The 19916-nt window shown below is 38.5% G+C and carries 23 protein-coding genes; 5 read left to right on the top strand and 18 right to left on the bottom strand.

From position 1 onward, the window contains the following. Positions 1–17 precede the first annotated feature (17 nt). The 7 genes from sucD to G3O09_RS10760 all read right to left on the bottom strand — a co-directional run bounded on the left by sucD (position 18) and on the right by G3O09_RS10760 (position 7268). Positions 18–920, bottom strand: a complete 903-nt coding sequence (gene sucD / locus G3O09_RS10790; protein WP_163101492.1) for a succinate--CoA ligase subunit alpha — start codon at positions 918–920, stop codon at positions 18–20. A gap of 18 nt (positions 921–938) precedes the next feature. Further along, a complete protein-coding gene (gene sucC, locus G3O09_RS10785; RefSeq protein ID WP_163101491.1) occupies positions 939–2099 on the bottom strand; it encodes an ADP-forming succinate--CoA ligase subunit beta in 1161 nt (386 codons plus the stop codon). Positions 2100–2823: 724 nt separating this feature from the next. Then, positions 2824–3726, bottom strand: coding sequence for an N-acetylmuramic acid 6-phosphate etherase (gene murQ, locus G3O09_RS10780; RefSeq protein ID WP_163101490.1), 903 nt, complete (start codon positions 3724–3726; stop codon positions 2824–2826). Further along, complete coding sequence (gene anmK / locus G3O09_RS10775) at positions 3723–4907, bottom strand: anhydro-N-acetylmuramic acid kinase AnmK (RefSeq protein WP_275898311.1); 1185 nt, start codon at positions 4905–4907, stop codon at positions 3723–3725. The genes murQ and anmK overlap by 4 nt, the downstream gene beginning before the upstream one ends. Before the next feature lie 28 nt (positions 4908–4935). Then, positions 4936–5835 carry a BadF/BadG/BcrA/BcrD ATPase family protein gene (locus G3O09_RS10770; protein ID WP_163101488.1) on the bottom strand — a complete coding sequence of 300 codons (900 nt, stop codon included), beginning with the start codon at positions 5833–5835 and terminating at the stop codon, positions 4936–4938. Next, positions 5832–6926, bottom strand: a complete 1095-nt coding sequence (locus G3O09_RS10765) for a DUF871 domain-containing protein (protein WP_163101487.1) — start codon at positions 6924–6926, stop codon at positions 5832–5834. The genes G3O09_RS10770 and G3O09_RS10765 overlap by 4 nt, the downstream gene beginning before the upstream one ends. A gap of 15 nt (positions 6927–6941) precedes the next feature. After that, positions 6942–7268: a PTS lactose/cellobiose transporter subunit IIA gene (locus tag G3O09_RS10760; RefSeq protein WP_163101486.1), complete on the bottom strand. Its 327-nt coding sequence runs from the start codon at positions 7266–7268 to the stop codon at positions 6942–6944. Positions 7269–7479: 211 nt separating this feature from the next. On the opposite strand from G3O09_RS10760, the gene G3O09_RS10755 reads away from it, so the two are divergent. From G3O09_RS10755 to G3O09_RS10735, 5 genes are all read left to right on the top strand, one after another. Next, a complete protein-coding gene (locus G3O09_RS10755; protein WP_163101485.1) occupies positions 7480–8328 on the top strand; it encodes a MurR/RpiR family transcriptional regulator in 849 nt (282 codons plus the stop codon). Positions 8329–8350: 22 nt separating this feature from the next. Next, a complete protein-coding gene (locus tag G3O09_RS10750; RefSeq protein WP_163101484.1) occupies positions 8351–8659 on the top strand; it encodes a PTS sugar transporter subunit IIB in 309 nt (102 codons plus the stop codon). Between the two features lie 122 nt (positions 8660–8781). Continuing rightward, positions 8782–10062 carry a PTS sugar transporter subunit IIC gene (locus G3O09_RS10745; protein ID WP_163101483.1) on the top strand — a complete coding sequence of 427 codons (1281 nt, stop codon included), beginning with the start codon at positions 8782–8784 and terminating at the stop codon, positions 10060–10062. A 238-nt stretch (positions 10063–10300) separates the two neighbouring features. Continuing rightward, a complete protein-coding gene (locus G3O09_RS10740) occupies positions 10301–10591 on the top strand; it encodes a hypothetical protein (protein WP_163101482.1) in 291 nt (96 codons plus the stop codon). A gap of 18 nt (positions 10592–10609) precedes the next feature. Then, complete coding sequence (locus G3O09_RS10735) at positions 10610–11950, top strand: 6-phospho-beta-glucosidase (RefSeq protein ID WP_163101481.1); 1341 nt, start codon at positions 10610–10612, stop codon at positions 11948–11950. Here G3O09_RS10735 and G3O09_RS10730 read toward each other — a convergent pair. From G3O09_RS10730 to rpsP, 11 genes are all read right to left on the bottom strand, one after another. Then, complete coding sequence (locus G3O09_RS10730) at positions 11945–12244, bottom strand: EscU/YscU/HrcU family type III secretion system export apparatus switch protein (RefSeq protein ID WP_163101480.1); 300 nt, start codon at positions 12242–12244, stop codon at positions 11945–11947. The two genes, G3O09_RS10735 and G3O09_RS10730, sit on opposite strands and share 6 nt — an antisense overlap. Continuing rightward, on the bottom strand, positions 12241–14187 hold the full coding sequence (locus tag G3O09_RS10725) for a hypothetical protein (RefSeq protein WP_163101479.1): 1947 nt from the start codon (positions 14185–14187) through the stop codon (positions 12241–12243). Before G3O09_RS10725 ends, G3O09_RS10730 begins: the two co-directional genes overlap by 4 nt. A 21-nt stretch (positions 14188–14208) precedes the next feature. Continuing rightward, positions 14209–14979: a ribonuclease HII gene (locus G3O09_RS10720; protein ID WP_163101562.1), complete on the bottom strand. Its 771-nt coding sequence runs from the start codon at positions 14977–14979 to the stop codon at positions 14209–14211. A 79-nt stretch (positions 14980–15058) separates the two neighbouring features. After that, a complete protein-coding gene (gene ylqF, locus G3O09_RS10715; protein ID WP_163101478.1) occupies positions 15059–15952 on the bottom strand; it encodes a ribosome biogenesis GTPase YlqF in 894 nt (297 codons plus the stop codon). 21 nt (positions 15953–15973) lie between these two features. Next, positions 15974–16525, bottom strand: a complete 552-nt coding sequence (gene lepB / locus G3O09_RS10710; protein ID WP_163101477.1) for a signal peptidase I — start codon at positions 16523–16525, stop codon at positions 15974–15976. Positions 16526–16836: 311 nt separating this feature from the next. Beyond that, positions 16837–17181 (bottom strand): 50S ribosomal protein L19, encoded by a 345-nt coding sequence (gene rplS, locus G3O09_RS10705; protein WP_108669718.1) that lies wholly within the window; start codon positions 17179–17181, stop codon positions 16837–16839. A 133-nt stretch (positions 17182–17314) separates the two neighbouring features. Further along, entirely contained in the window at positions 17315–18049 is a 735-nt protein-coding gene (gene trmD, locus G3O09_RS10700) for a tRNA (guanosine(37)-N1)-methyltransferase TrmD (RefSeq protein ID WP_163101476.1), read from the bottom strand. Further along, positions 18049–18570, bottom strand: coding sequence for a ribosome maturation factor RimM (rimM, locus tag G3O09_RS10695; protein WP_163101475.1), 522 nt, complete (start codon positions 18568–18570; stop codon positions 18049–18051). Before rimM ends, trmD begins: the two co-directional genes overlap by 1 nt. Before the next feature lie 11 nt (positions 18571–18581). Further along, on the bottom strand, positions 18582–18968 hold the full coding sequence (locus tag G3O09_RS10690; RefSeq protein ID WP_163101561.1) for a YlqD family protein: 387 nt from the start codon (positions 18966–18968) through the stop codon (positions 18582–18584). A gap of 418 nt (positions 18969–19386) precedes the next feature. Beyond that, a complete protein-coding gene (locus G3O09_RS10685) occupies positions 19387–19617 on the bottom strand; it encodes a KH domain-containing protein (protein WP_163101474.1) in 231 nt (76 codons plus the stop codon). Between the two features lie 11 nt (positions 19618–19628). After that, positions 19629–19901, bottom strand: a complete 273-nt coding sequence (gene rpsP, locus G3O09_RS10680; RefSeq protein WP_163101473.1) for a 30S ribosomal protein S16 — start codon at positions 19899–19901, stop codon at positions 19629–19631. Between the last annotated feature and the right edge of the window lie 15 nt (positions 19902–19916).

Raw genomic sequence — 19916 nt, 5'->3', positions numbered from 1 at the left:
TTAAACAAGGTTGATGTTTAGTGTGTTTTACATTGATCGTAAATGCCTTTTTCTTTAAGGACAGAAATCAATGTTTCACCCATTACAGATGGAGTATCAGCTACTTTGATTCCGCATTCATTCATGACGCGGATTTTCTCGTCAGCTGTACCTTTACCACCGGAAATGATAGCCCCTGCATGGCCCATACGCTTTCCTGGAGGTGCAGTGCGTCCACCGATGAAGCCTACTACTGGTTTAGTCATGTTAGCTTTAACCCACTCAGCAGCTTCTTCTTCAGCAGTTCCACCGATTTCACCAATCATGATTACTGCATAAGTTTCAGGATCCTCATTGAATGCTTTTAATACATCGATGAAGTCTGTACCATTTACTGGGTCTCCACCAATACCTACAGCTGTGGATTGACCAATACCAGCTTGAGTTAATTGGTGAACCGCTTCATACGTTAATGTACCAGAACGGGAAACGACCCCAACATGGCCTTTTGTATGGATATATCCAGGCATAATTCCAATTTTACACTCATCTGGAGTAATAACACCTGGGCAGTTTGGTCCTACTAGGCGAGTCTTTTTACCTTCCATGTAACGTTTCACTTTTACCATATCCAATACTGGAATATGTTCAGTGATACAGATTACTAAATCAAGCTCAGCGTCTACTGCTTCTAGGATTGCATCTGCAGCGAAAGGAGCTGGAACGTAAATGACGGATGCATTAGCACCTGTAGCATTTTTCGCTTCAATTACTGTATTGAAAACAGGTACGCCTTCAACTTCTTGGCCGCCTTTTCCTGGAGTAGTCCCTGCTACGATTTGAGTACCATATTCAAGCATTTGCTTTGTATGGAAAAGAGCAGTTGAACCTGTAATACCTTGTACGATTACTTTTGTGTCTTTATTAATAAAAACGCTCATTTTTGTCCCCCCTGCCTATTAGCCTACTAATGAAACGATTTTTTGTGCGCCGTCTGCCATAGATTCAGCAGCAGTAATGTTTAAACCGGATTCTTTAAGGATTTGTTTACCTAATTCAACGTTAGTTCCTTCAAGACGAACAACTAGTGGCACTTCAAGACCAAGTTGTTTCGCAGCTGCAACTACACCTTCTGCAATGATGTCACATTTCATGATACCACCGAAAATGTTAACGAAAATCCCTTTAACATTCTGGTCAGAAAGGATAATTTTGAAAGCTTCTGTAACTTTCTCAGCAGTAGCACCGCCCCCAACATCAAGGAAGTTAGCAGGATCGCCATTGTAATGTTTAATGATGTCCATAGTTGCCATTGCAAGACCAGCACCATTAACCATACAACCGATATTTCCACCTAGGGATATGTAGCTAAGGTCATACTTAGATGCTTCGATTTCCTTTGGATCTTCCTCTTCAAGGTCACGGTATTCTAAGATATCCTTTTGACGATAAAGAGCATTAGAATCGAAGTTTAATTTTGCATCAAGAGCCATAACTTTTCCATCGCCAGTCACAACAAGAGGGTTGATTTCAGCGATTGAACAGTCTTTTTCAACGAAAGCAGTATAAAGTGCTGTCATGAATTTTACTGCTTGTCCTACCAATTCCTTAGGGATATTGATATTGAAAGCGATTCTTCTTGCTTGGTATCCTGATAAGCCAACAACTGGATCGATTACTTCTTTGAAGATTTTTTCAGGTGTGTGTTCTGCCACTTCTTCGATTTCAGTTCCGCCTTCTTCAGAAGCCATTAGAACTACACGTGAAGTAGCACGATCTAATACAAGACCGATATAATATTCTTTCTTGATGTCGCAACCTTCTTCAATTAGTAAACGTTTAACTTCTTTACCTTCAGGACCTGTTTGATGAGTTACAAGCGTTTTGCCAAGGATTTCTTGTGCGTACATACGTACTTCATCCAAGTTTTTTGCAACCTTTACTCCGCCTGCTTTACCGCGTCCACCAGCATGGATTTGCGCTTTCACTACACAAACTTGAGTACCTAATTCTTTTGCAGCTTCCACAGCTTCTTCAACAGAAAATGCTACGCGGCCGTTTGGAACAGCAACGCCGTATTTTCTAAGGACTTCTTTCCCTTGATACTCGTGGATATTCATTTCCCATCCTCCTATCGACTGTAACCATTAAGAAATTGGACACTTTCCAATTCTGATCCGTTTGAAATTTAGATAAATTCCATATAACAAAAAATAGACTGCGCTTACATTGTATAAAAAGAGGAAAAGGATGTCTAGCATTAGACAGCAAATACTATCAAAATCATAATATTTTTTTGTGGAATAATAATTAAACCTGGTTTTATATTCATTATTTAAATCATTTTGTTTATATTTTTGAAGATAATTACTATTTTACGATTCTATTTTTTGTGGAAAAATTCAAAAAAAAATAATAGACTATTTAAAATTCTATTAAATAATTTCAATAAAAAACAAAAAAACAGCCATTTCAGGCTGTACAGGCTGTAGGCAAACTCGAAGATTTTCGAGTTTGCCTACAGTCTTTTTTCTTTTACAATGAAAAAAGAGAGTTAAGAACTAGAAGTTGATTTCCGATCCGGGCGAACGCTTTCCGCGGGCGTGGCTTGAGCCTCCTCCTTCGCTACGCTTCGTGCGGGGTCTCAAGTCTCACGCTTTTCCCGCAGGAGCGGTAGTGACGAGGAGGCTCGGCGAACGCCCCCCGGAAAGAAAGCGCCTCTCGCTGCAATCAACCTTTTCCCCTACAATACATGTCAAAAATGACAAAAGGTATCGAGAGAACGTGCTCTCGATACCTTTTGTCGACAGTCTGAACAGCCATTTCAGGCTGTATTTATTACAATTAATTCTCCTTTAATTCATGAAGTGCATCTTTCAAATGCCCTCCATGTTTAGATAAAGCAAATTGTATTTGGTTGGGTTCATACCCTGTCAATAAATAAAGAATTGCCCCTTTTGTGTCTTCAAAGAGAGAAAGTGCCTCTGACGCAACTTCTAAACTTACTCCTGTCGCTTCTGCTACAATCAATTTGGCCCGTTCCCTTAGCTTTTCATTGGTAGGCTGGACATCAATCATCAAATTGCTGAAAACCTTTCCTATTCGGATCATTGATGCTGTTGTGAGCATATTTAAAACTAGCTTTTGCGCAGTTCCAGCCTTCATTCTTGTTGAACCTGTTACCGCTTCAGGTCCAGTCTCAATAAGCATGACCACATCAGCCGCTGCTTCCATTTCAGTTCCATGGCTACACATGATGGCACCAGTCTTTGCACCAAGTGACTTTGCCGTTTTCATCGCTTCAATTGTATAAGGAGTCCTACCGCTTGCAGCAATCCCTACAACTACATCAAGGTTTGTTACGGCTAAATTTTTTATATCATGAATGGCTGCGTCACGGTCATCCTCTGCGCCTTCTAATGCGAATTGCAGCGCTTTTTCTCCTCCAGCAATCAAACCAATCACCATGTTTGGATCAGTACCAAAAGTAGGAGGGCACTCTGACGCGTCCAAAACTCCCAACCTACCACTTGTTCCTGCTCCCACGTAAATAAGTCTGCCCCCATTTTTAAAGGAAGTAACGATATGATCAACCATTTGAGCTATCTGTGGCAGAATTTTTTCAACGGCCTGAGGTACTAAACGATCCTCTTGATTAATTGCGGATACGATTTCAAGGCTTGTAAGTGTATCAATGTTTAACGTTCTGGGATTTCTTTTTTCTGTCAATATGTTTTGTAGGTTCATAATCTTCCCCCAGTATAAATAAATTTCCGGTCTCCATTAGGAGGGAAAGTGATAGAGCCTAGAATGGCTTGTTGTTTTGCTCCGGTCGCACTAGGTACGTTTGATGGATTTTGATGGGCCGTTTCATTAGCTAATATGGCAAATGCAATTGCTTCCTTAGCTTCTGATGAAAGTCCAATATCCTCTTGGGTCATCACCCGGACCCCTATTAGTCTATCTTTTAGCATTTTCATCAAAGTTAGATTGTAGCTTCCTCCACCCCCGACAATAAGTTCATCAAGTTGGACGGAAGGAAGTACAAACCTCTCATAGCTGTGTGCAATACTTTCAACTGTAAAATATGTAACAGTGGCTAAAATATCTTCAATTGGGTAACCATTTAATTCTGAAAGGATCCGTTCTGTAAAAGATGAACCAAATAATTCACGACCTGTCGATTTAGGAGGCTGTAAATGGAAGAAATCCAGTCCAAGCCACTTCTCAATGAACGAATGATGGACTTGACCTTTAGAGGCAATGATGCCGTCTTCATCGTACTCTTTATTAAGAAGCCTTTTACAAACATCGTTTATAATCATGTTTCCAGGTCCCGTATCAAAGGCTCTTACATCTTCCAAGCTACAATTAATTGGCAGCACTGTTATATTTCCGATTCCACCAATATTTTGTAGTCCTCGTTGCTTTTTCTCACTTCGAAACATTAAATATTCACTGTATGGCACTAGTGGTGCCCCTTCTCCACCTGCGGCCATATCCATTGTTCGGAAATTGGAAACAACCGTAGTTCCAGTTTCGTAAGCGATGACCGCTGGTTCACCTATTTGTAAAGTAGATGGGCACCATCCAGCAACAGAGTTAGGTATGTGATAGATTGTCTGTCCGTGTGACCCAATCAGATCAAGTTTCTCCAATGGAAAACCAGCATTTTCACAAACTTTCTTTACAGCGTCAGCAAAAACATATCCAATTTGAAAGTTAAGTGAACAAATGGATGGGCTATTTGAAAAATCTGGATGGAAAGATTGATAGATTTCATTTTTAATCTTATTTTCAAATGGTACCGTCACAAAATCTATCAAATCTACTTTAGTCTTTAATCCATAATCATTGATTCTAACTAAAGCTGCGTCCACTCCATCCAATGAGGTGCCAGACATTAGTCCTACCACATAACGCTCCACTCCAACCCTCTCCTCATCCATGAAAATTTCACTTTAGATTGTCCTTCCAATACTTATAGCCACCGAAAGACCCGAGTCTATTTGGTATAGAAATGAACTGTACCTCATTGAATCGTTTATTTATTTCATCCATAAAACTTTGTCTAACAATCACACAATTTTCAATTACACTCCCTTTTATCCCAATGGATAATGGAACGGATAATTTACTTTTTTGGATACATAAAATCGCTTGTTTTGCTAATTCAATTCCTGCATCTTGTAAAATTCTAATTGCTTGATGGTCTGAACCTTGGGCAAATAAATCCACTAGGGATGCAATTTTTGCGATATCCTTTTTTACTCCTTGATAGACATACGCTTTTACGTCTTGAGGTTGTGCCATTGAAAGGGATGTTAGGATATTTCGGGAAAATGGACTTAACTCGCCTTTATGATCATCATGGATAATGGTTTTTAGAGCCTTAAGTCCAATATCATAAGCACTTCCCTCGTCCCCTAACAGATGTCCCCAACCTCCAACAGTATTGAATTCACCTTGATTTTTCCCCAAACATATTGAGCCTGTTCCCGCCACTACCAGTACTCCATCCTGTTTTCCCATTACAGAGTAATAATTCAATAGTACATCATTAACAATGGAAATTGGACAAGTGAATTCCTTTGCAAGAAACTCTTTTAAAGCCTGAGTACGTTCGATAATTCCTCCACCGGCAACTCCAATTATGATTCCAACGCAATCAGTATCTGTTAATTCACTTAAACATAACCTGATCGCGGCTTTGATATGTTCAGTTGCTGATTCTAAATTTACAGCTATGTTACCCATGTCTGTTACGTGGGTGCAAAGGAATTCTCCAAGCAAGGTGTAAGCGGCTGCCTCCGTTTTCGTCCCACCTGCATCTACCCCAATTACATATTTCTTCATTGTTTGCCACTGTTAAAAGCGAATTTTGACCACGGCTTTACATATTCAAGTAGGAATATTTCCTCTTCCTTAATTCTACCAATCACGTTCGTCTTCCCAGAGTTATCCATGTCTTGTAAGGCTATTTGAAGTTCTCCAGCATACTGGCCATATAAATCATTCTCGATTACTATATCACCACGTTTAATATCCCTAGTGTTGAATGGTTTGAACTCGCGCCCTTTATATTTCACCCTACTTTGGGTAGAACGAATCAGATAATCGGACACGTCACCTCTATAAAAGTGAAATTCCTCTAGAGCTATTTTCCTTTCCAACTCACTTATTCCTTCTTCTAACTCTATTGAAAATGTGATAAGTGAAGGATCTATTTCACTTAGAGCCTTTATTTCTTTTTCTGAAGCATATGCGTTCGAAATTAATACATCGTCTATTAAACCTGTATAATACAGATGTTTTGCTTGTACTTCGATTGGAAGGTTCCGATGTATTTCTAGAGTTGGAAGTCCTTCCATTATTGGCCACGGACCAAAAGTAGCATCCTGTGACGATACAAACGCTGCAGTACGTAGACCGTGTTTTTTAAATTTCAAACTACAATCTTCGAAAAAGGAATAGCTTAACCCTGCATATCGATGTGGGTAGAAATTATGGCATCCCATTAATAATTCTTTGTTCGGCTGGTAAGCAAGGATATTCTCTAAATATGGAGTCGAATTGCTCATATTGATTTCAATCTTTAATCCATATGGATTATACGTCATGATGGATTCTTCATTTCCTGAAAAACCTAAATCGAGCCTGATGCCAGCGACTCCTAGATTCGCAAAGAAAGAAAGATCGTTATATGAGATTTCCAACGCTTTGAATATTCTAGGGCTTATATCGACAATCACTTCCATATCTAGTGATAAAGCATGTTTGATAGAAGTGGTAAAGTTATCTATAATACTATCTTTATCACCATCAACAGATAATAGACATGTAAAGACTCTTTTAAAACCATACTTATTAGCTAAGCTGATATACTCGATATCCTTAGCTGGATCAGAATGATTGGGATATATGGATATTCCTAATCTCTTTTCCACGAATAGCCCCTCCTTTTATTTGGATAACTCCATGATTTTTTTGTTCATTTTTATCATTCTTTCAATTAATGATTGCTCACTGATTGTGGTCATTAAATGATCTTGCGCGTGAATTAACAAAAGAGTTTTTTCCATAGATCCACCGTTGATTTCAAATTGAATCAATTTAGTCTGCATGTTATGTGCTTTGTTTAATTCAGCACTTCCTTCTTTCATTAATTCTTCTGCTTTATCAAAGTCGTTATTTTCTGCAGCATTCAACGCTTCATAAAATAAACTTTTGGCATTTCCTCCAAAAGAGATAATTTCAAATACAGCCATTTCTAAGTTAATCGTTTCCATTTCTTTACCTCCAATGCATTTCCAATTCGAAAATGAAATTTACCGTATAATTATTGTAAGGCCATTCTTCAGTTTATTCCACTAAAATTGAAATTTAATTTTATTTTATTTTTTTTATCATTGAAATTATATTTCAAAGCATATTATAATACATGTATATTGAAAACCCTTTCATTTAGAAGGATCGCTTTATAGGAAGAAGTGCTGCCAAATGTATGTTGTTAATTTAATCGAGTCAAATTTGAAGGATTTCAGCCCTGCAGAAAGTAATGTGGCAAAATATGTGTTATCTCACCCAGAGCGCGTTATTGATATGAGTACAAAGCACTTGGCTGATGCATGTGAAGTGAGTGAAGCGGCCATTATTCGATTCTGCAAACGTATCGGGATTAATAGTTTCAAAGGTTTAAAGATTGAAATTGCTAAGGAATTGAATCCTTCTTTTGATGGAATCATACAGAATTCTTCTTTTTTGCCAGATGACAGTTTAATTCAAGTAATGGATAAAGTTAGGGACAGATCTGTAAGCGCCTTAATGAATACCATGAAAATCCTTCAAGTGGATATGCTAGAAAAAGCAAGTGAAGCGATTCATTTGGCAAAAAAAGTGTTTCTATATGGAGCTGGTGGATCTTCAATCGTTGCAATGGATGCATCTTATAAACTCTTAAGAATCAATATTCCAACCTTCATCTCACTAGACATACATGTTCAAATGATGATGGTGGCTAATATGGAACCTGGGGATGTACTATTGGTTGTCTCAACATCAGGCAAAACAAAGGAAATTATTGATCTTCTTGCAGAGGCAAAAGATAAAGGTTGTGTAACTATCCTTCTGACTCAGCATGGTAAATCCCCGGCACAGAAATTAGCCGATATCATCCTGGCGACATCCGATGAAGAACAAAATGTCAGGATAGGAACCATGAGTGCCAGAATTGCACAACTGGCTGTGATTGATGCCCTCTTCATTGCTGTGTGCATGAAGAAGGGACCTAAAGTGTATGAGCGGATTATCGACACTCATAATGCAGTACAAAAAAGGAAGAAATCTTAACTATCTTAGGAGGTAATGAAATATGAAAGTATTATTTGTTTGTTCTGGTGGTATGTCCAGTTCTATCGTAGTAAACGCATTAAAAAAGGAAGCTGCTAAGAACGGAATTGAAATGGACGTTCTTGCGATTGGTACCGGTGAAGTTGAAGATGAAATCAATAACGGATGGGATATTTGTATGGTCGCACCTCAAATAAGACACCGTTTTGATTCTGTTAAACAATTTTGCGATGAAGCCAATGTGCCTTGTGCTGCCATTCCACCTCAAGGTTATTCACCACTCGGTGGACCAATCATTTTAAAAACGGTTAAGGAATTGCTTTCTTTATAAGCAATTTTTTATAAATAGGCTCTCTTGGCTTGGGAAAGTTACTCCCCAATCCATACTACCCTTACATACAAAAAGGGATGGACTTCCAAACTAAGGATCCAAAAAAAAAAGGAGGCTTTACAATGAAAGTTTTTATCGCATGGCTTGAGAAGTATCTCTCAGGTCCAATGGCAAGACTTTCGGAGCAGCGCCATTTAATGGCGATTCGTGATGGGGTCATTTCTGCATTGCCATTCATTATCGTAGGTTCATTCTTCCTTATCATCGCTTTCCCGCCTGTGCCTGAAGAATGGGCAATCAAAGCTTGGGCAAATGAACATCTTGTCCAAATTTTGATCCCTTATCGTGTGACAATGTTTATCATGTCCCTCTATATTGCCTTTGGGGTCGGTTATAACTTGGCACGAAGCTATAAAATTGACGCATTATCAGGAGGACAAATTGCTGTTTCTGCACTTTTACTTACTATCGTTCCTCAAGTAATGGAAGGTCAAGGATGGGTATTGCCGATGGCAAACCTTGGTGGACATGGTTTATTCGTAACCATGATTGTATCGATATTATCTGTTGAAATTTTACGTTTCTGTAAGACCAAAAATATTACGTTCAAGATGCCTGAACAAGTTCCACCTTCTGTCGCAAGATCTTTCGAAGCATTAATTCCAGTTGCTTTTGTAATTGTACTAATGACTATCATTACAGTTGTATTTGGAATCGATCTTCACAGCCTAGTTGATAAAGCAGCCGCTCCGATTGTCAAAGCTGGGGATAGCCTTGCGGGGGTATTAATTCCAGTATTCCTAATCACTTTCTTCTGGGCATTTGGTATCCACGGCGTATCTGTTGTTGGAACAGTGGCACGTCCAGTTTGGGAAGTATACCTAGCTAAGAATGCTGAAGCAGTTGCTGGTGGTGCAGCTTCTATGCCACACATCGCTCCTGAGCCATTCTACCAATGGTTCATCTGGATTGGTGGATCTGGTGCTACACTTGGATTAGTATTAGCAATGCTTTTATTTGCAAGATCACAATATTTAAAAACTCTTTCAAGAACAAGTTTTGTCCCAGGATTATTCAATATCAATGAACCAATCATTTTTGGTACTCCAATTGTATTGAATCCAATCCTAATAATTCCTTTTGTGGCAGTTCCACTAATTATTGCTACAATTTCTTATATCGCTACTGCAACAGGTCTTGTGACACCAACTTATATCCTTGCACCATGGACATTGCCTGGTCCAATAGGTGCTTACCTGGCTACAGGTGGAGACTGGAGAGCAGTTGTTCTAAACATTGTAAATATCGCTATTTCATTCATGGTTTACCTACCATTCATGAAGATTTACGATAAGAAAATGGTACAAATGGAACAAGACGACCAAACTAGCCAAGTTGCCTAATAGAAAAGTGAAAAGAGGGAATCTGTTGGTTCCCTCTTTTTGTTTTTCAACTTATAATTTTTAAGAAATGGTTATGTTAATGGTCATTGTTGATTTTTGAACTGTGTTGATTGGAGCGGAAGGCGCGAGAATCCAGCGGGAAAAGCAGGACAAGGGAGACCGCGAAAAAGCGAGTGCCTGTAGCGGAAATCAACAGGCTAGTTTAATAGAGTCAGGGAATAAATTAGGAGATGATCATATGTCAACCGAAAAAAAAGGTGTTCAAAGAATTGGATTCATCAATGTATTTATCTTTTTACTAATCATGGTTGGTACAAATTTAATTTTGACTAAACCTATCACTTGGACCGGTCTTGATTTTAGATGGGCAATGTTCGTTTCGAATAGTATTGGAGGATTAATTGGGATTATTTTTGTCTGGTCAAGAATTTCTAAAGTGAAGCTGACACCCAAAACACTACTTTTTAGATTCGTCATTTCTGTAATCATAGCAACGCCGATTAGTTACTTAATTGTATTTGAAGGATGACGGGAGGAATTTTAATCTATGACAACGAACTTAAAAATCGCCGTTATTGGTGGAGGTTCTAGCTATACTCCTGAGTTAATAGAAGGGTTTATTAAACGATATAAGGAGCTTCCAGTTGAGGATATTTGGCTAGTTGACATACATGAGGGACAAGAGAAACTAGAAACAATCGCAAAACTCTCTCAAAGGATGGTCAATCATGCAAACCTTCCAATAACCATACATAGGACTTTTAATCGCGAAGAAGCCTTAAAAAATGCTCAATTTGTAATAACACAAATGCGTGTAGGAATGCTGGATGCACGGATTAAAGATGAAAGAATACCTCTTCAACATGGAATGATTGGCCAAGAAACGAATGGTGCAGGAGGATTGTTCAAAGGACTTCGAACTATACCAGTATTGCTGGAAATCGCAGAGGAAATGGAACAGCTCTGCCCCGAAGCATGGTTAATCAATTTCACTAATCCAGCTGGGATGGTAACGGAAGCCCTTCTTCGTTATAGTAACCATAAAAAAATTGTAGGGGTTTGCAACCTTCCTTATCATACGACTGTCTCCATCGCAAAATTATTAGGAGTTCCAAAGGAGGATGTGTATATCCAATTTGCTGGACTTAACCATCTTGTACATGGCCTTAGTGTTATGGTAAACGGTGAGGACAAAACAGAATTAGTCATTGAACTTTTATCAAATCCAGATATACAGTTAACGATGAGGAATATTGCTCCTTTGCCATGGCAACCAGATTTCATGAAAAGCATGGGGGTCATCCTGTGCCCTTATCATCGTTACTACTTTAAATCAAAGGAAATCTTAGATGAGGAGCTTCTCGCCTTCCAAAGTGGAACAACAAGAGCTGAAGTCGTCAAAAGATTAGAAGCAGACTTATTTGAATTATATAAAGAAGAAAACTTAGCCATTAAACCACCTCAGTTAGAAAAACGAGGAGGTGCTTACTATAGTGACGCAGCTTGTAATCTTATTTCTTCCATTTATTCCGATAAGGGAGATATCCAAACACTGAATGTAAGGAATAATGGAGCTATTTCTTCCCTTTCAGCTCACTCAGCAGTAGAGGTGAATTGTGTCGTGACAAAGAATGGCCCCATCCCTTTAGCTGTAGGAGAACTACCTGTCCAAGTAAATGGATTGGTGCAGCAGATCAAGTCTTTTGAAGTGGTCGCCGCTGAAGCAGCTGTTACAGGTTCATACGAAAAAGCACTTTTAGCCCTTTGCATCAATCCTTTGGTGCCAAGTGATGAACTGGCAAAAAAAGTATTGGATGATTTATTAAATGCACATAAAGAATACCTACCTAGATTTTTTAAAGGTCAAAAGGAAGCCTCCTTTTCATGAACGAACCGGAGGCTTTTTTCCTGCTTGCTTATCTAATTTGTATATAAACGCAAAAACTTCCGCTACCGCTTGATACAGCTCTTCCGGAATGGTCTGGTTGATTTCTAGTTTCCCTAATAACTCTACAAGAGAAGGGTCTTCTTGAATCGTTACTCCATTTTCTTTTGCTATCTCTAAAATATTTTCAGCGATTTTTCCTTTTCCTTTTGCCAATACCTTAGGTGCAGAATCCTTCGAAGATTCGTATCCAAGTGCAATAGCTGATTTCCGAATAGGTTTATCCTGTTCATTCATATTTTTAAATCCACCCCCGTATAAGGGCCTGCCATGATTCGATCGTCTACAGAATCTAGTTTTATAAAATCCATTTCCTTCTTCGGTGCTTCAAACGTGATATTGGATAGAGTGAAACCCTTAGCATTCAAATGCTCTTTAATCATTGGAATCAAGGGATGTGCAATCTGTTTTATGAAATCCGAGCGCTCATTATAGACGGATACAGTAATGATTTTCTTTTGAATCTGCATATCCACTACTGTTTCATCTATTTGTTCTAACTTCAAATAAAATAATACTCTACAGAATTCAGGATCAATATTGCCATCCTTATTCTTCCTTCCGCTCCACTGCATCGTCATATCAGTCTGAAAACCCCTTAATTGTAGAGGAATTTGCACAATGATATTTTGTAGCGGTCCTGCTTCGTGAGTAAGTATTTGTTGAGCAGTTATCCTATGTAACACTTGTTCCGCTGTTTCTCGAACACTTTGAGATTGTGTTTCTTGAATTAGCTTCATTAATAATGGTTTTATTGTCACTAAATCTTGACTATTCTTTTCAGGATCAGCATTCATTCGGAGCAAACTATTTTCAAAATCCAATCCTAATGAGCTTATTAATTTCTTGATATTTACTGCTGCACTTTCCGGATTGGAAATATTCAACATTTTCATATCATCTTGAACTAATTTAGCTAATTGGTTCCAATCATTTTGAGATAGCTTTTGATGTAAGAAAACTTTTTCAGAACTATTTTCTTCGATTGAAAAAAGTGTATTTCCGATATTATTACTTAGACTCTCCATTTCTTGTAGAGGAAGAGTTGATACAGATTGAATGATCCTTGTAATATTTTCACTTTGTTTGGTAGGGAGGTTAACCAAATTGTTCTCAAGGTTTTTTAGAAATTCGCTTACGAGCTTTTGAGAGATTTTTATTAATTTACCTTCGATTTCAGGCAAAGGCTGTGATTGAACATTCTTTATTGTCTCTTGTATATCCTCTAATATAGGTTTGAGTTGACCAGTGTGATCTATTTGCACTATTTTTTTCAAAGCTACTGCAACTAGATCCTCTCTTTTACTAGCTATAGCCTGATTAGCTTCCCCTAAAATTCGAAGGACATCTTTGAAAGGGATGAAATTTTTTCCTTTGATAGACTGTACATTATTAATTGACTCTATTAACTTGGCTGCAAGTTCCTTTTCAGTCATAGTAGGAGGAACTACCCCTAATTTTTGCAGTGCTGATAAATTCTCTTTTATGTCCTTGATATCCGGATTAACAGTATTCTTTATTAATTGCAGAATAAGTTTTTCTCCCAATAGCTTTTCTTGGGATGAAAGATTAGTGGTTAACAGGTTTTTTAGCAAGGTGGCTGATTCACTGTTGTCTGGCGTCAATTCCTGTATTAGAGTAGATAACATGTTATGAAAACTCTTGTTTTTATCTAATGACTGCAAGGCAAAGAAAACATCTTTCGTTATGGGTAGCTCATTTTTGAACATAAATTGTACAATGGAAGATGATTTTTCAATGTTCTTACTTCCATCTAACCATCCAATGACATTCATGATGCTATCCTTTGTTATCGTAAAATTTTTTTTCAAGAATAGTTGAGCTACTGCTAACGAATTCTTCGTTTCTGGAATATTTAGTTGTTGTAGTAGCTTTAATGACCATTCTTTAGCCCCTTGTAGCTCGGTAGGAGCCTCACCCAATACTTTAAACGACAATTGGCCATTAATAGAACCTGCTTGTAACCAATAACGTTCTCCAGCTTTTAGTGGAGCATCTAATACAGCTGTCATTTTCACACTACCAATTTGAACTTCAGCCGTTTGATTCGGGTGGATTTTTAATACTTTACCAGTAACGATTTGACCTTCTTTTATATCGTTTGTCTGCCGTTTGATGGTATGTATCTCACTCTGCCTATTGATGCCCAGTGGCTGCATTGTACATCACTTCCCAAGTTCCTATTTAACATAATCTTTCACTGGCGCAAAACTATACCGATGAATCGGAGTTGGGCCAGATTTCATTAATGCCGATAAATGCTCTGGCGTACCATATCCCATATTCTTTTCAAAGTTGAAGTCGGGATATTGTTTAGCATAATCGGCCATCATACGGTCTCTTGTCACTTTAGCGACGATTGAAGCAGCTGAAATGGAAACACTTCTTGCATCCCCTTTAATTATTGACTCTTGTGGAAAAGGCGCATCAAGCTTCATCGCATCAATCAACAAAAAATCTGGAACAGGATTTAGATTTTGCACTGCTGAGAGCATCGCTTTTTTGGTTGACTCATAAATGTTTATTTCGTCTATTTCCACATTGCTAACGATCCCGATTCCAAAAGAGACACAGTTCTTCATTATTTTTTCGTAAAACTCATCTCTCTTCTTTTCAGGAATTTTCTTTGAATCATTTAATCCTGGTAAATAGCAATCATCTTTTAAAATAACAGCTGCAGCAACGACTGGACCTGCCAATGGACCACGGCCCACTTCATCAATACCTGCGATATATGAAAATCCTTCTTTTCGTAACTTATTTTCATATTCATTCATTTCGAGCCATTTATTTTTCAAGGATTGCTCTACATCAAATGCCTTTTGCCACTTTTCTGCTAATCTTTGTACCCCTTTCCGATCGTCAGAAAGGCATTGCAATAGGATAGGGTCAGACGGGTTTTTTACCTCACGAATTAGCTCTTCTATATCTTTAATACTCAATTTTACGATCATATTATCACTTCTCACTACTTTTTTTATCGGTTGTTTATTAAAAAAATAAAGCCCCTTATAAAGGAGCTGTCAAAATCTATTCATTGTTTTCTGTTGCATGCTCTATAGCTTCTTCCGTTTCACTGGCGTTGGGATCATCAAATGTAAGTCGTCCTAATTTTTCAGAACGGACCTCTCGGATAAAAAGTTCTGCAGTTTTATCGTAATCGACTACACCACCACTTGCCATGCAACCTCTAAATTTTCCGACTGCTTCAAATAGTTCAACGATATCTTCAGGGATTTCTTTAAGTCCATATCGTTCTATAAACCGGTCAGGATAATTTTTTTCAAGAAACCTCATTCCATAAATAGCGACTTCTTGCAAGTTAAGTATTGTGTCTTTAATCGCCCCAGTCAAAGCAAGCTTTAATCCTACCTCTTGATCTTCAAACTTTGGCCATAGTATACCTGGAGTATCTAATAACTCTAACTCCTTACCTACCTTGATCCATTGTTGAGCCTTCGTCACTCCTGGCGTATTGCCGGTTTTTGCGATATTTTTCTTTGCAAGTCGGTTGATAAACGTTGATTTACCCACATTTGGAATGCCGACGATCATAGCTCTAATGGCTCTTGGCTTAATACCCCTAGACTTCATACGCTCTAACTTATCATGTAAAAGTATTTTAGAAGTAGCAGTGATCTGATGCAATCCGCTTCCTGCTTGGGAATTGATTGCTAAGGCAGTATGCCCTTGATTGGAAAAATACTGAATCCATTCCTTTGTCCTTACAGGATCTGCAATGTCTGCTTTATTCAATAAAATCAATCTCGGTTTATGCTGGATTATTTCATCAATCATTGGATTTCTAGATGAGACAGGTATCCTCGCATCTACCAATTCATAAATAATATCAATTAACTTAAGTTTTTCCGTTACTTCACGGCGTGCTTTGGCCATATGGCCTGGAAACCATTGAATGGTCATTGGTATCCACCTTTCTTGCTGCTATTCTACGATCCTTACATCCTTTACAGGCCAATATACAACACTTGTATTTCCGAGGACCTTGTCCATTGAAACCACACCGATATGGCGGCTGTCACGGCTGAACCTACGATTATCCCCCATAACGAATAAATGGCCTTCAGGCACAGTTTCCTCACCTGTAATTTCTTTAAGGGTAAAAGGTTCTGTCAATGGTCCATCAATGACCTGCTTTTTATATTCGTCAAGATATGGTTCCTGATATGGTTTGCCATTTACATATAAGGTATCATCCTTATATTCAATCTTGTCACCAGGTAAACCAATTACTCTTTTTATGTAATCTTTATTTTCAGGAGCATGGAAAACGATGATATCAAAGCGATCAGGCTCGCCTACAGTATATCCTATTTTATTTACAATCATTCTATCTTGATGGTGCAATGTCGGCATCATGGATAAGCCATCCACTACAATTGGAGCAAATAAGAAATATCGTATTACTGCGGCTAATGCAACTGCTATGACAAGAGCCTTCATCCATTCCCAAACTTCATTTTTCTTCTTCTTCATTTCTACACCGCCTAATGCTAGGTTTACATTCTATATAATACTATACTCCAAAAAAAGAGTTGGTGCAGTATATAACCTCTTTCTTAGAAAAACTCGTCGATTAGTGAGCCTTAATGTGAAGACAGATTCGTATGAATGAATCATACTTTATTCTTATAATTGGCCTCTACGTAGAATTTCTTCTATTATGTAGCCATTTTATACATTCTTAAAGTGTAAAAAAGGAGCTTGATGAACAAGCTCCCTTTTTAAAGCATTTAGTTTCAGTTCCACTAGCTTTTGCAACAGGTGCAAAATCATGTGAGAAATGATTAGCGAATTTCTTTGATACGAGCTTTTTTACCGCGAAGGTTACGTAGGTAGTAAAGCTTAGCACGGCGTACTTTACCGCGGCGTACTACTTCTAGGTTCGCGATTTTTGGTGTGTGTACAGGGAATGTACGTTCAACACCTACACCGTAAGAAATCTTACGAACTGTAAATGTTTCGCTGATTCCACCACCACGACGCTTGATTACTACACCTTCAAACAACTGGATACGCTCACGAGTACCCTCAACAACCTTAACGTGAACACGTACAGTGTCACCAGGACGGAAAGTAGGAAGATCGCTACGTAGTTGTTCTTTTGTAATTTCTTCAATAAGTTTTTGCATCGTTTTCAACTCCTCCCACGAATGCTCTTGCAAAGCTTTATGTTCATTGCAGCGGAACATTGTTATAAAGACTTAAGCATTGGCCCAAGTCACAAAAACAATCATACCATATGCTGATGTTGCTTGCAATATGTTAATCTTCGTTTTTTATTTCTTCTAGCCACTTTTTTTCTTTTTCAGACATCGAATAGGAATCTAATAAGTCTGGTCTCCTATTCCAAGTTCTTCTAAGTGATTCCTTGACTCTCCATTCCTCAATTCGTTTATGATCTCCAGAGAGCAAAGTATCTGGGACCTTCAATCCCCTAAATTCTGATGGACGAGTATAATGAGGATGCTCTAGTAATCCTGAAGAAAAGGAATCTTTTATGGGTGAATCCTCATTCCCCAATACGCCTGGTAATAGTCGTACAACGCTGTCCACTACAACCATGGCACCAAGTTCCCCTCCAGTCAACACAAAATCACCGATAGAAATTTCATCCGTCACTACAAGTTGACGGATTCTTTCATCATACCCTTCGTAATGACCACAAATAAAAATCAGATGTTCTTCATTAGCAAGCTCTTCTGCCTTGCTTTGTGTGTATCTTTCGCCTTGAGGACACATAAGGATGACCCTTGGCTGTTTTCCTGACTCCGCCTTTAAGTGTTCTACGGCATCGATAATCGGTTGTGCCTTCAGTACCATGCCTGCACCACCACCATAAGGGTAGTCATCTACCTGGCCATGCTTATTATCTGAGAAAGCTCTGAAATTTGTTATCCCATATGAAGCAGCGCCTTTTTCTTCGGCTTTTTTTAATATGGAGCTACCAAAGACACCTTCAAACATTTCCGGAAACAATGATAAAATATCAATTTTCATTACAATAGCCCTTCCATTGGGTCAATGATGATTTTTTTTTCAGCTATATCAACATTTTTAACGACCTCTTGGATAAATGGAATTAATATTTCCTTGCCGCCTTTACCTTTTATGACCCAAACATCATTGGCACCTGGGGTAAGAATTTCAATGATTTTCCCTATCTCTTCACCCACTGTAGTTTCTACAACACAGCCGATGATTTCATGAAAATAATATTCGTCTTCTTCCAGTTCACCAAGAAAAGACTCAGGCACCTTTAGTAGGGAATTTTTGTATTTCTCTACATCATTCACGTTATGATAGCCTTCTAAAGTCAGCAAATCAAAATTTTTATGCTGTCGGTGTGTTGCGATCGTTACCTCGATTGGGGCTTGATTGCTTCGATCATCGGAAAAGATATACAGCTTATTACCAGGCTTGTACCTTTCATCAGCAAAATCCGTTCTTGAAATAACACGGATTTCCCCTTTAATTCCATGCGTATTGACAATTTTCCCTACATTAAACCATTTTTCCATAATTCTCACCTCTAACGAATATCATCTACGATTCCATCCTTCACTACGATCGTTTTCGTTTGAATGAGCTCATCCCAATTACTTCCTACTTCTACTTCCACAAGCGCTTGGACTTCCCGCTCTTTTAATTCACTGCCTACTGGTAGTATTTCAAGCTGCTCCATTTGAAAATCCAAAAGCTTAATTTTTTCCTGTCGCTTTTCCACTTCTTTTTCGAAATGGACTTTTAGGCTAGCAGGCTGAAACTTTTTGGTTTTATCCAACTTTTTGACTTCAAACTTCAATTGATCGATTTCTTTCTGAATATGTACTTGTTTGCTCTTATATTTATCAAGGAGTTTATTCTTGCTGGCTTCCGTTAAGACTTGGTTCACAACTACTGTTTGGAGAATTTTCAGGTCCAGCACCTCCATTTGGGAATAAATTATTTATCTCTGCTAAACTAACCTGTTGATTTCAGCGTGAGGCGCTCTCTTTCCGCGGGCGGTTAGGGAGCCTCCCCGGCGCTTTCGCGCCTGTGGGGTCTTCCTTAATCCGCTTTTCCCACAGGAGTGTCGCGCCTTCCTCTCCAATCAACACAGTGCTATATCAACAATATGCTTTAACATAGCCATATACTAAATAATTATTACTGTTAGCCATTCGGAGAAAACATATGTATGTAGAATAGTGGAAGACGCCTTTTCGATAAAAACGCCAAAACCCTCTGACATTGTACGCCTAAGCACGTCCTTCGTCGAAGAGATAGTCAATCTTCACTTTTCATAAAAGAGACTTCGATATATACAGAAAAAGAGGGGTACATTACCCCTCCCGTTATTCGGATATTTCCAAATAAATTTTCTTTTGCTGTGATGATCCTGCTGCATAAACTACAGTGCGAATCGCCTTAGCTACACGCCCTTGTTTCCCAATCACCTTTCCCATGTCCTCCTTATGGACTGACAAGTAATAAGTGATTTTTGAATCTTCCTCTTTAGAAGTGATCAACACTTCTTCCGGATGGTCGACTAGCGGCGTTACAATTGCTTGAATTAGCTCTTTCATTGGCTAATCAATTATTTGCTGTTTTTAACATTGTGGAATTTTTCCATAATGCCTTGGTTAGAGAAAAGGTTACGAACTGTATCAGATGGCTTAGCTCCATCTTGTAACCATTTAAGAGCAAGCTCTTCGTTGATTGAAACCACTGCAGGTTGAGTTACTGGGTTGTAAGTTCCTACAACTTCAATGTAACGACCGTCACGTGGTGAACGAGAATCTGCAACAACGATACGATAGAAAGGAGATTTTTTTGCTCCCATACGCTTTAAACGAATTTTAACTGCCATTTTAAATAAGCACCT

Source organism: Peribacillus alkalitolerans (genome assembly GCF_010882125.1).
In the GTDB taxonomy this organism is placed as follows: Bacteria; Bacillota; Bacilli; order Bacillales; family DSM-1321; genus Bacillus_BN; species Bacillus_BN alkalitolerans.
The sequence above is the reverse complement of the archived record's forward strand: the minus strand, read 5'-3'. Positions and strand labels throughout refer to the sequence as shown.

Excerpts from the sequence above, each read along its gene's own strand:
- sucD (WP_163101492.1), bottom strand. The coding sequence starts at position 920 with ATGAGCGTTTTTATTAATAAAGACACAAAAGTAATCGTACAAGGTATT.
- sucC (WP_163101491.1), bottom strand. The coding sequence starts at position 2,099 with ATGAATATCCACGAGTATCAAGGGAAAGAAGTCCTTAGAAAATACGGC.
- murQ (WP_163101490.1), bottom strand. The coding sequence starts at position 3,726 with ATGAACCTACAAAACATATTGACAGAAAAAAGAAATCCCAGAACGTTA.
- G3O09_RS10770 (WP_163101488.1), bottom strand. The coding sequence starts at position 5,835 with ATGAAGAAATATGTAATTGGGGTAGATGCAGGTGGGACGAAAACGGAG.
- G3O09_RS10760 (WP_163101486.1), bottom strand. The coding sequence starts at position 7,268 with ATGGAAACGATTAACTTAGAAATGGCTGTATTTGAAATTATCTCTTTT.
- G3O09_RS10755 (WP_163101485.1), top strand. The coding sequence starts at position 7,480 with ATGTATGTTGTTAATTTAATCGAGTCAAATTTGAAGGATTTCAGCCCT.
- G3O09_RS10750 (WP_163101484.1), top strand. The coding sequence starts at position 8,351 with ATGAAAGTATTATTTGTTTGTTCTGGTGGTATGTCCAGTTCTATCGTA.
- G3O09_RS10745 (WP_163101483.1), top strand. The coding sequence starts at position 8,782 with ATGAAAGTTTTTATCGCATGGCTTGAGAAGTATCTCTCAGGTCCAATG.
- G3O09_RS10740 (WP_163101482.1), top strand. The coding sequence starts at position 10,301 with ATGTCAACCGAAAAAAAAGGTGTTCAAAGAATTGGATTCATCAATGTA.
- G3O09_RS10735 (WP_163101481.1), top strand. The coding sequence starts at position 10,610 with ATGACAACGAACTTAAAAATCGCCGTTATTGGTGGAGGTTCTAGCTAT.
- G3O09_RS10730 (WP_163101480.1), bottom strand. The coding sequence starts at position 12,244 with ATGAATGAACAGGATAAACCTATTCGGAAATCAGCTATTGCACTTGGA.
- G3O09_RS10725 (WP_163101479.1), bottom strand. The coding sequence starts at position 14,187 with ATGCAGCCACTGGGCATCAATAGGCAGAGTGAGATACATACCATCAAA.
- ylqF (WP_163101478.1), bottom strand. The coding sequence starts at position 15,952 with ATGACCATTCAATGGTTTCCAGGCCATATGGCCAAAGCACGCCGTGAA.
- lepB (WP_163101477.1), bottom strand. The coding sequence starts at position 16,525 with ATGAAGAAGAAGAAAAATGAAGTTTGGGAATGGATGAAGGCTCTTGTC.
- rplS (WP_108669718.1), bottom strand. The coding sequence starts at position 17,181 with ATGCAAAAACTTATTGAAGAAATTACAAAAGAACAACTACGTAGCGAT.
- trmD (WP_163101476.1), bottom strand. The coding sequence starts at position 18,049 with ATGAAAATTGATATTTTATCATTGTTTCCGGAAATGTTTGAAGGTGTC.
- rimM (WP_163101475.1), bottom strand. The coding sequence starts at position 18,570 with ATGGAAAAATGGTTTAATGTAGGGAAAATTGTCAATACGCATGGAATT.
- G3O09_RS10685 (WP_163101474.1), bottom strand. The coding sequence starts at position 19,617 with ATGAAAGAGCTAATTCAAGCAATTGTAACGCCGCTAGTCGACCATCCG.
- rpsP (WP_163101473.1), bottom strand. The coding sequence starts at position 19,901 with ATGGCAGTTAAAATTCGTTTAAAGCGTATGGGAGCAAAAAAATCTCCT.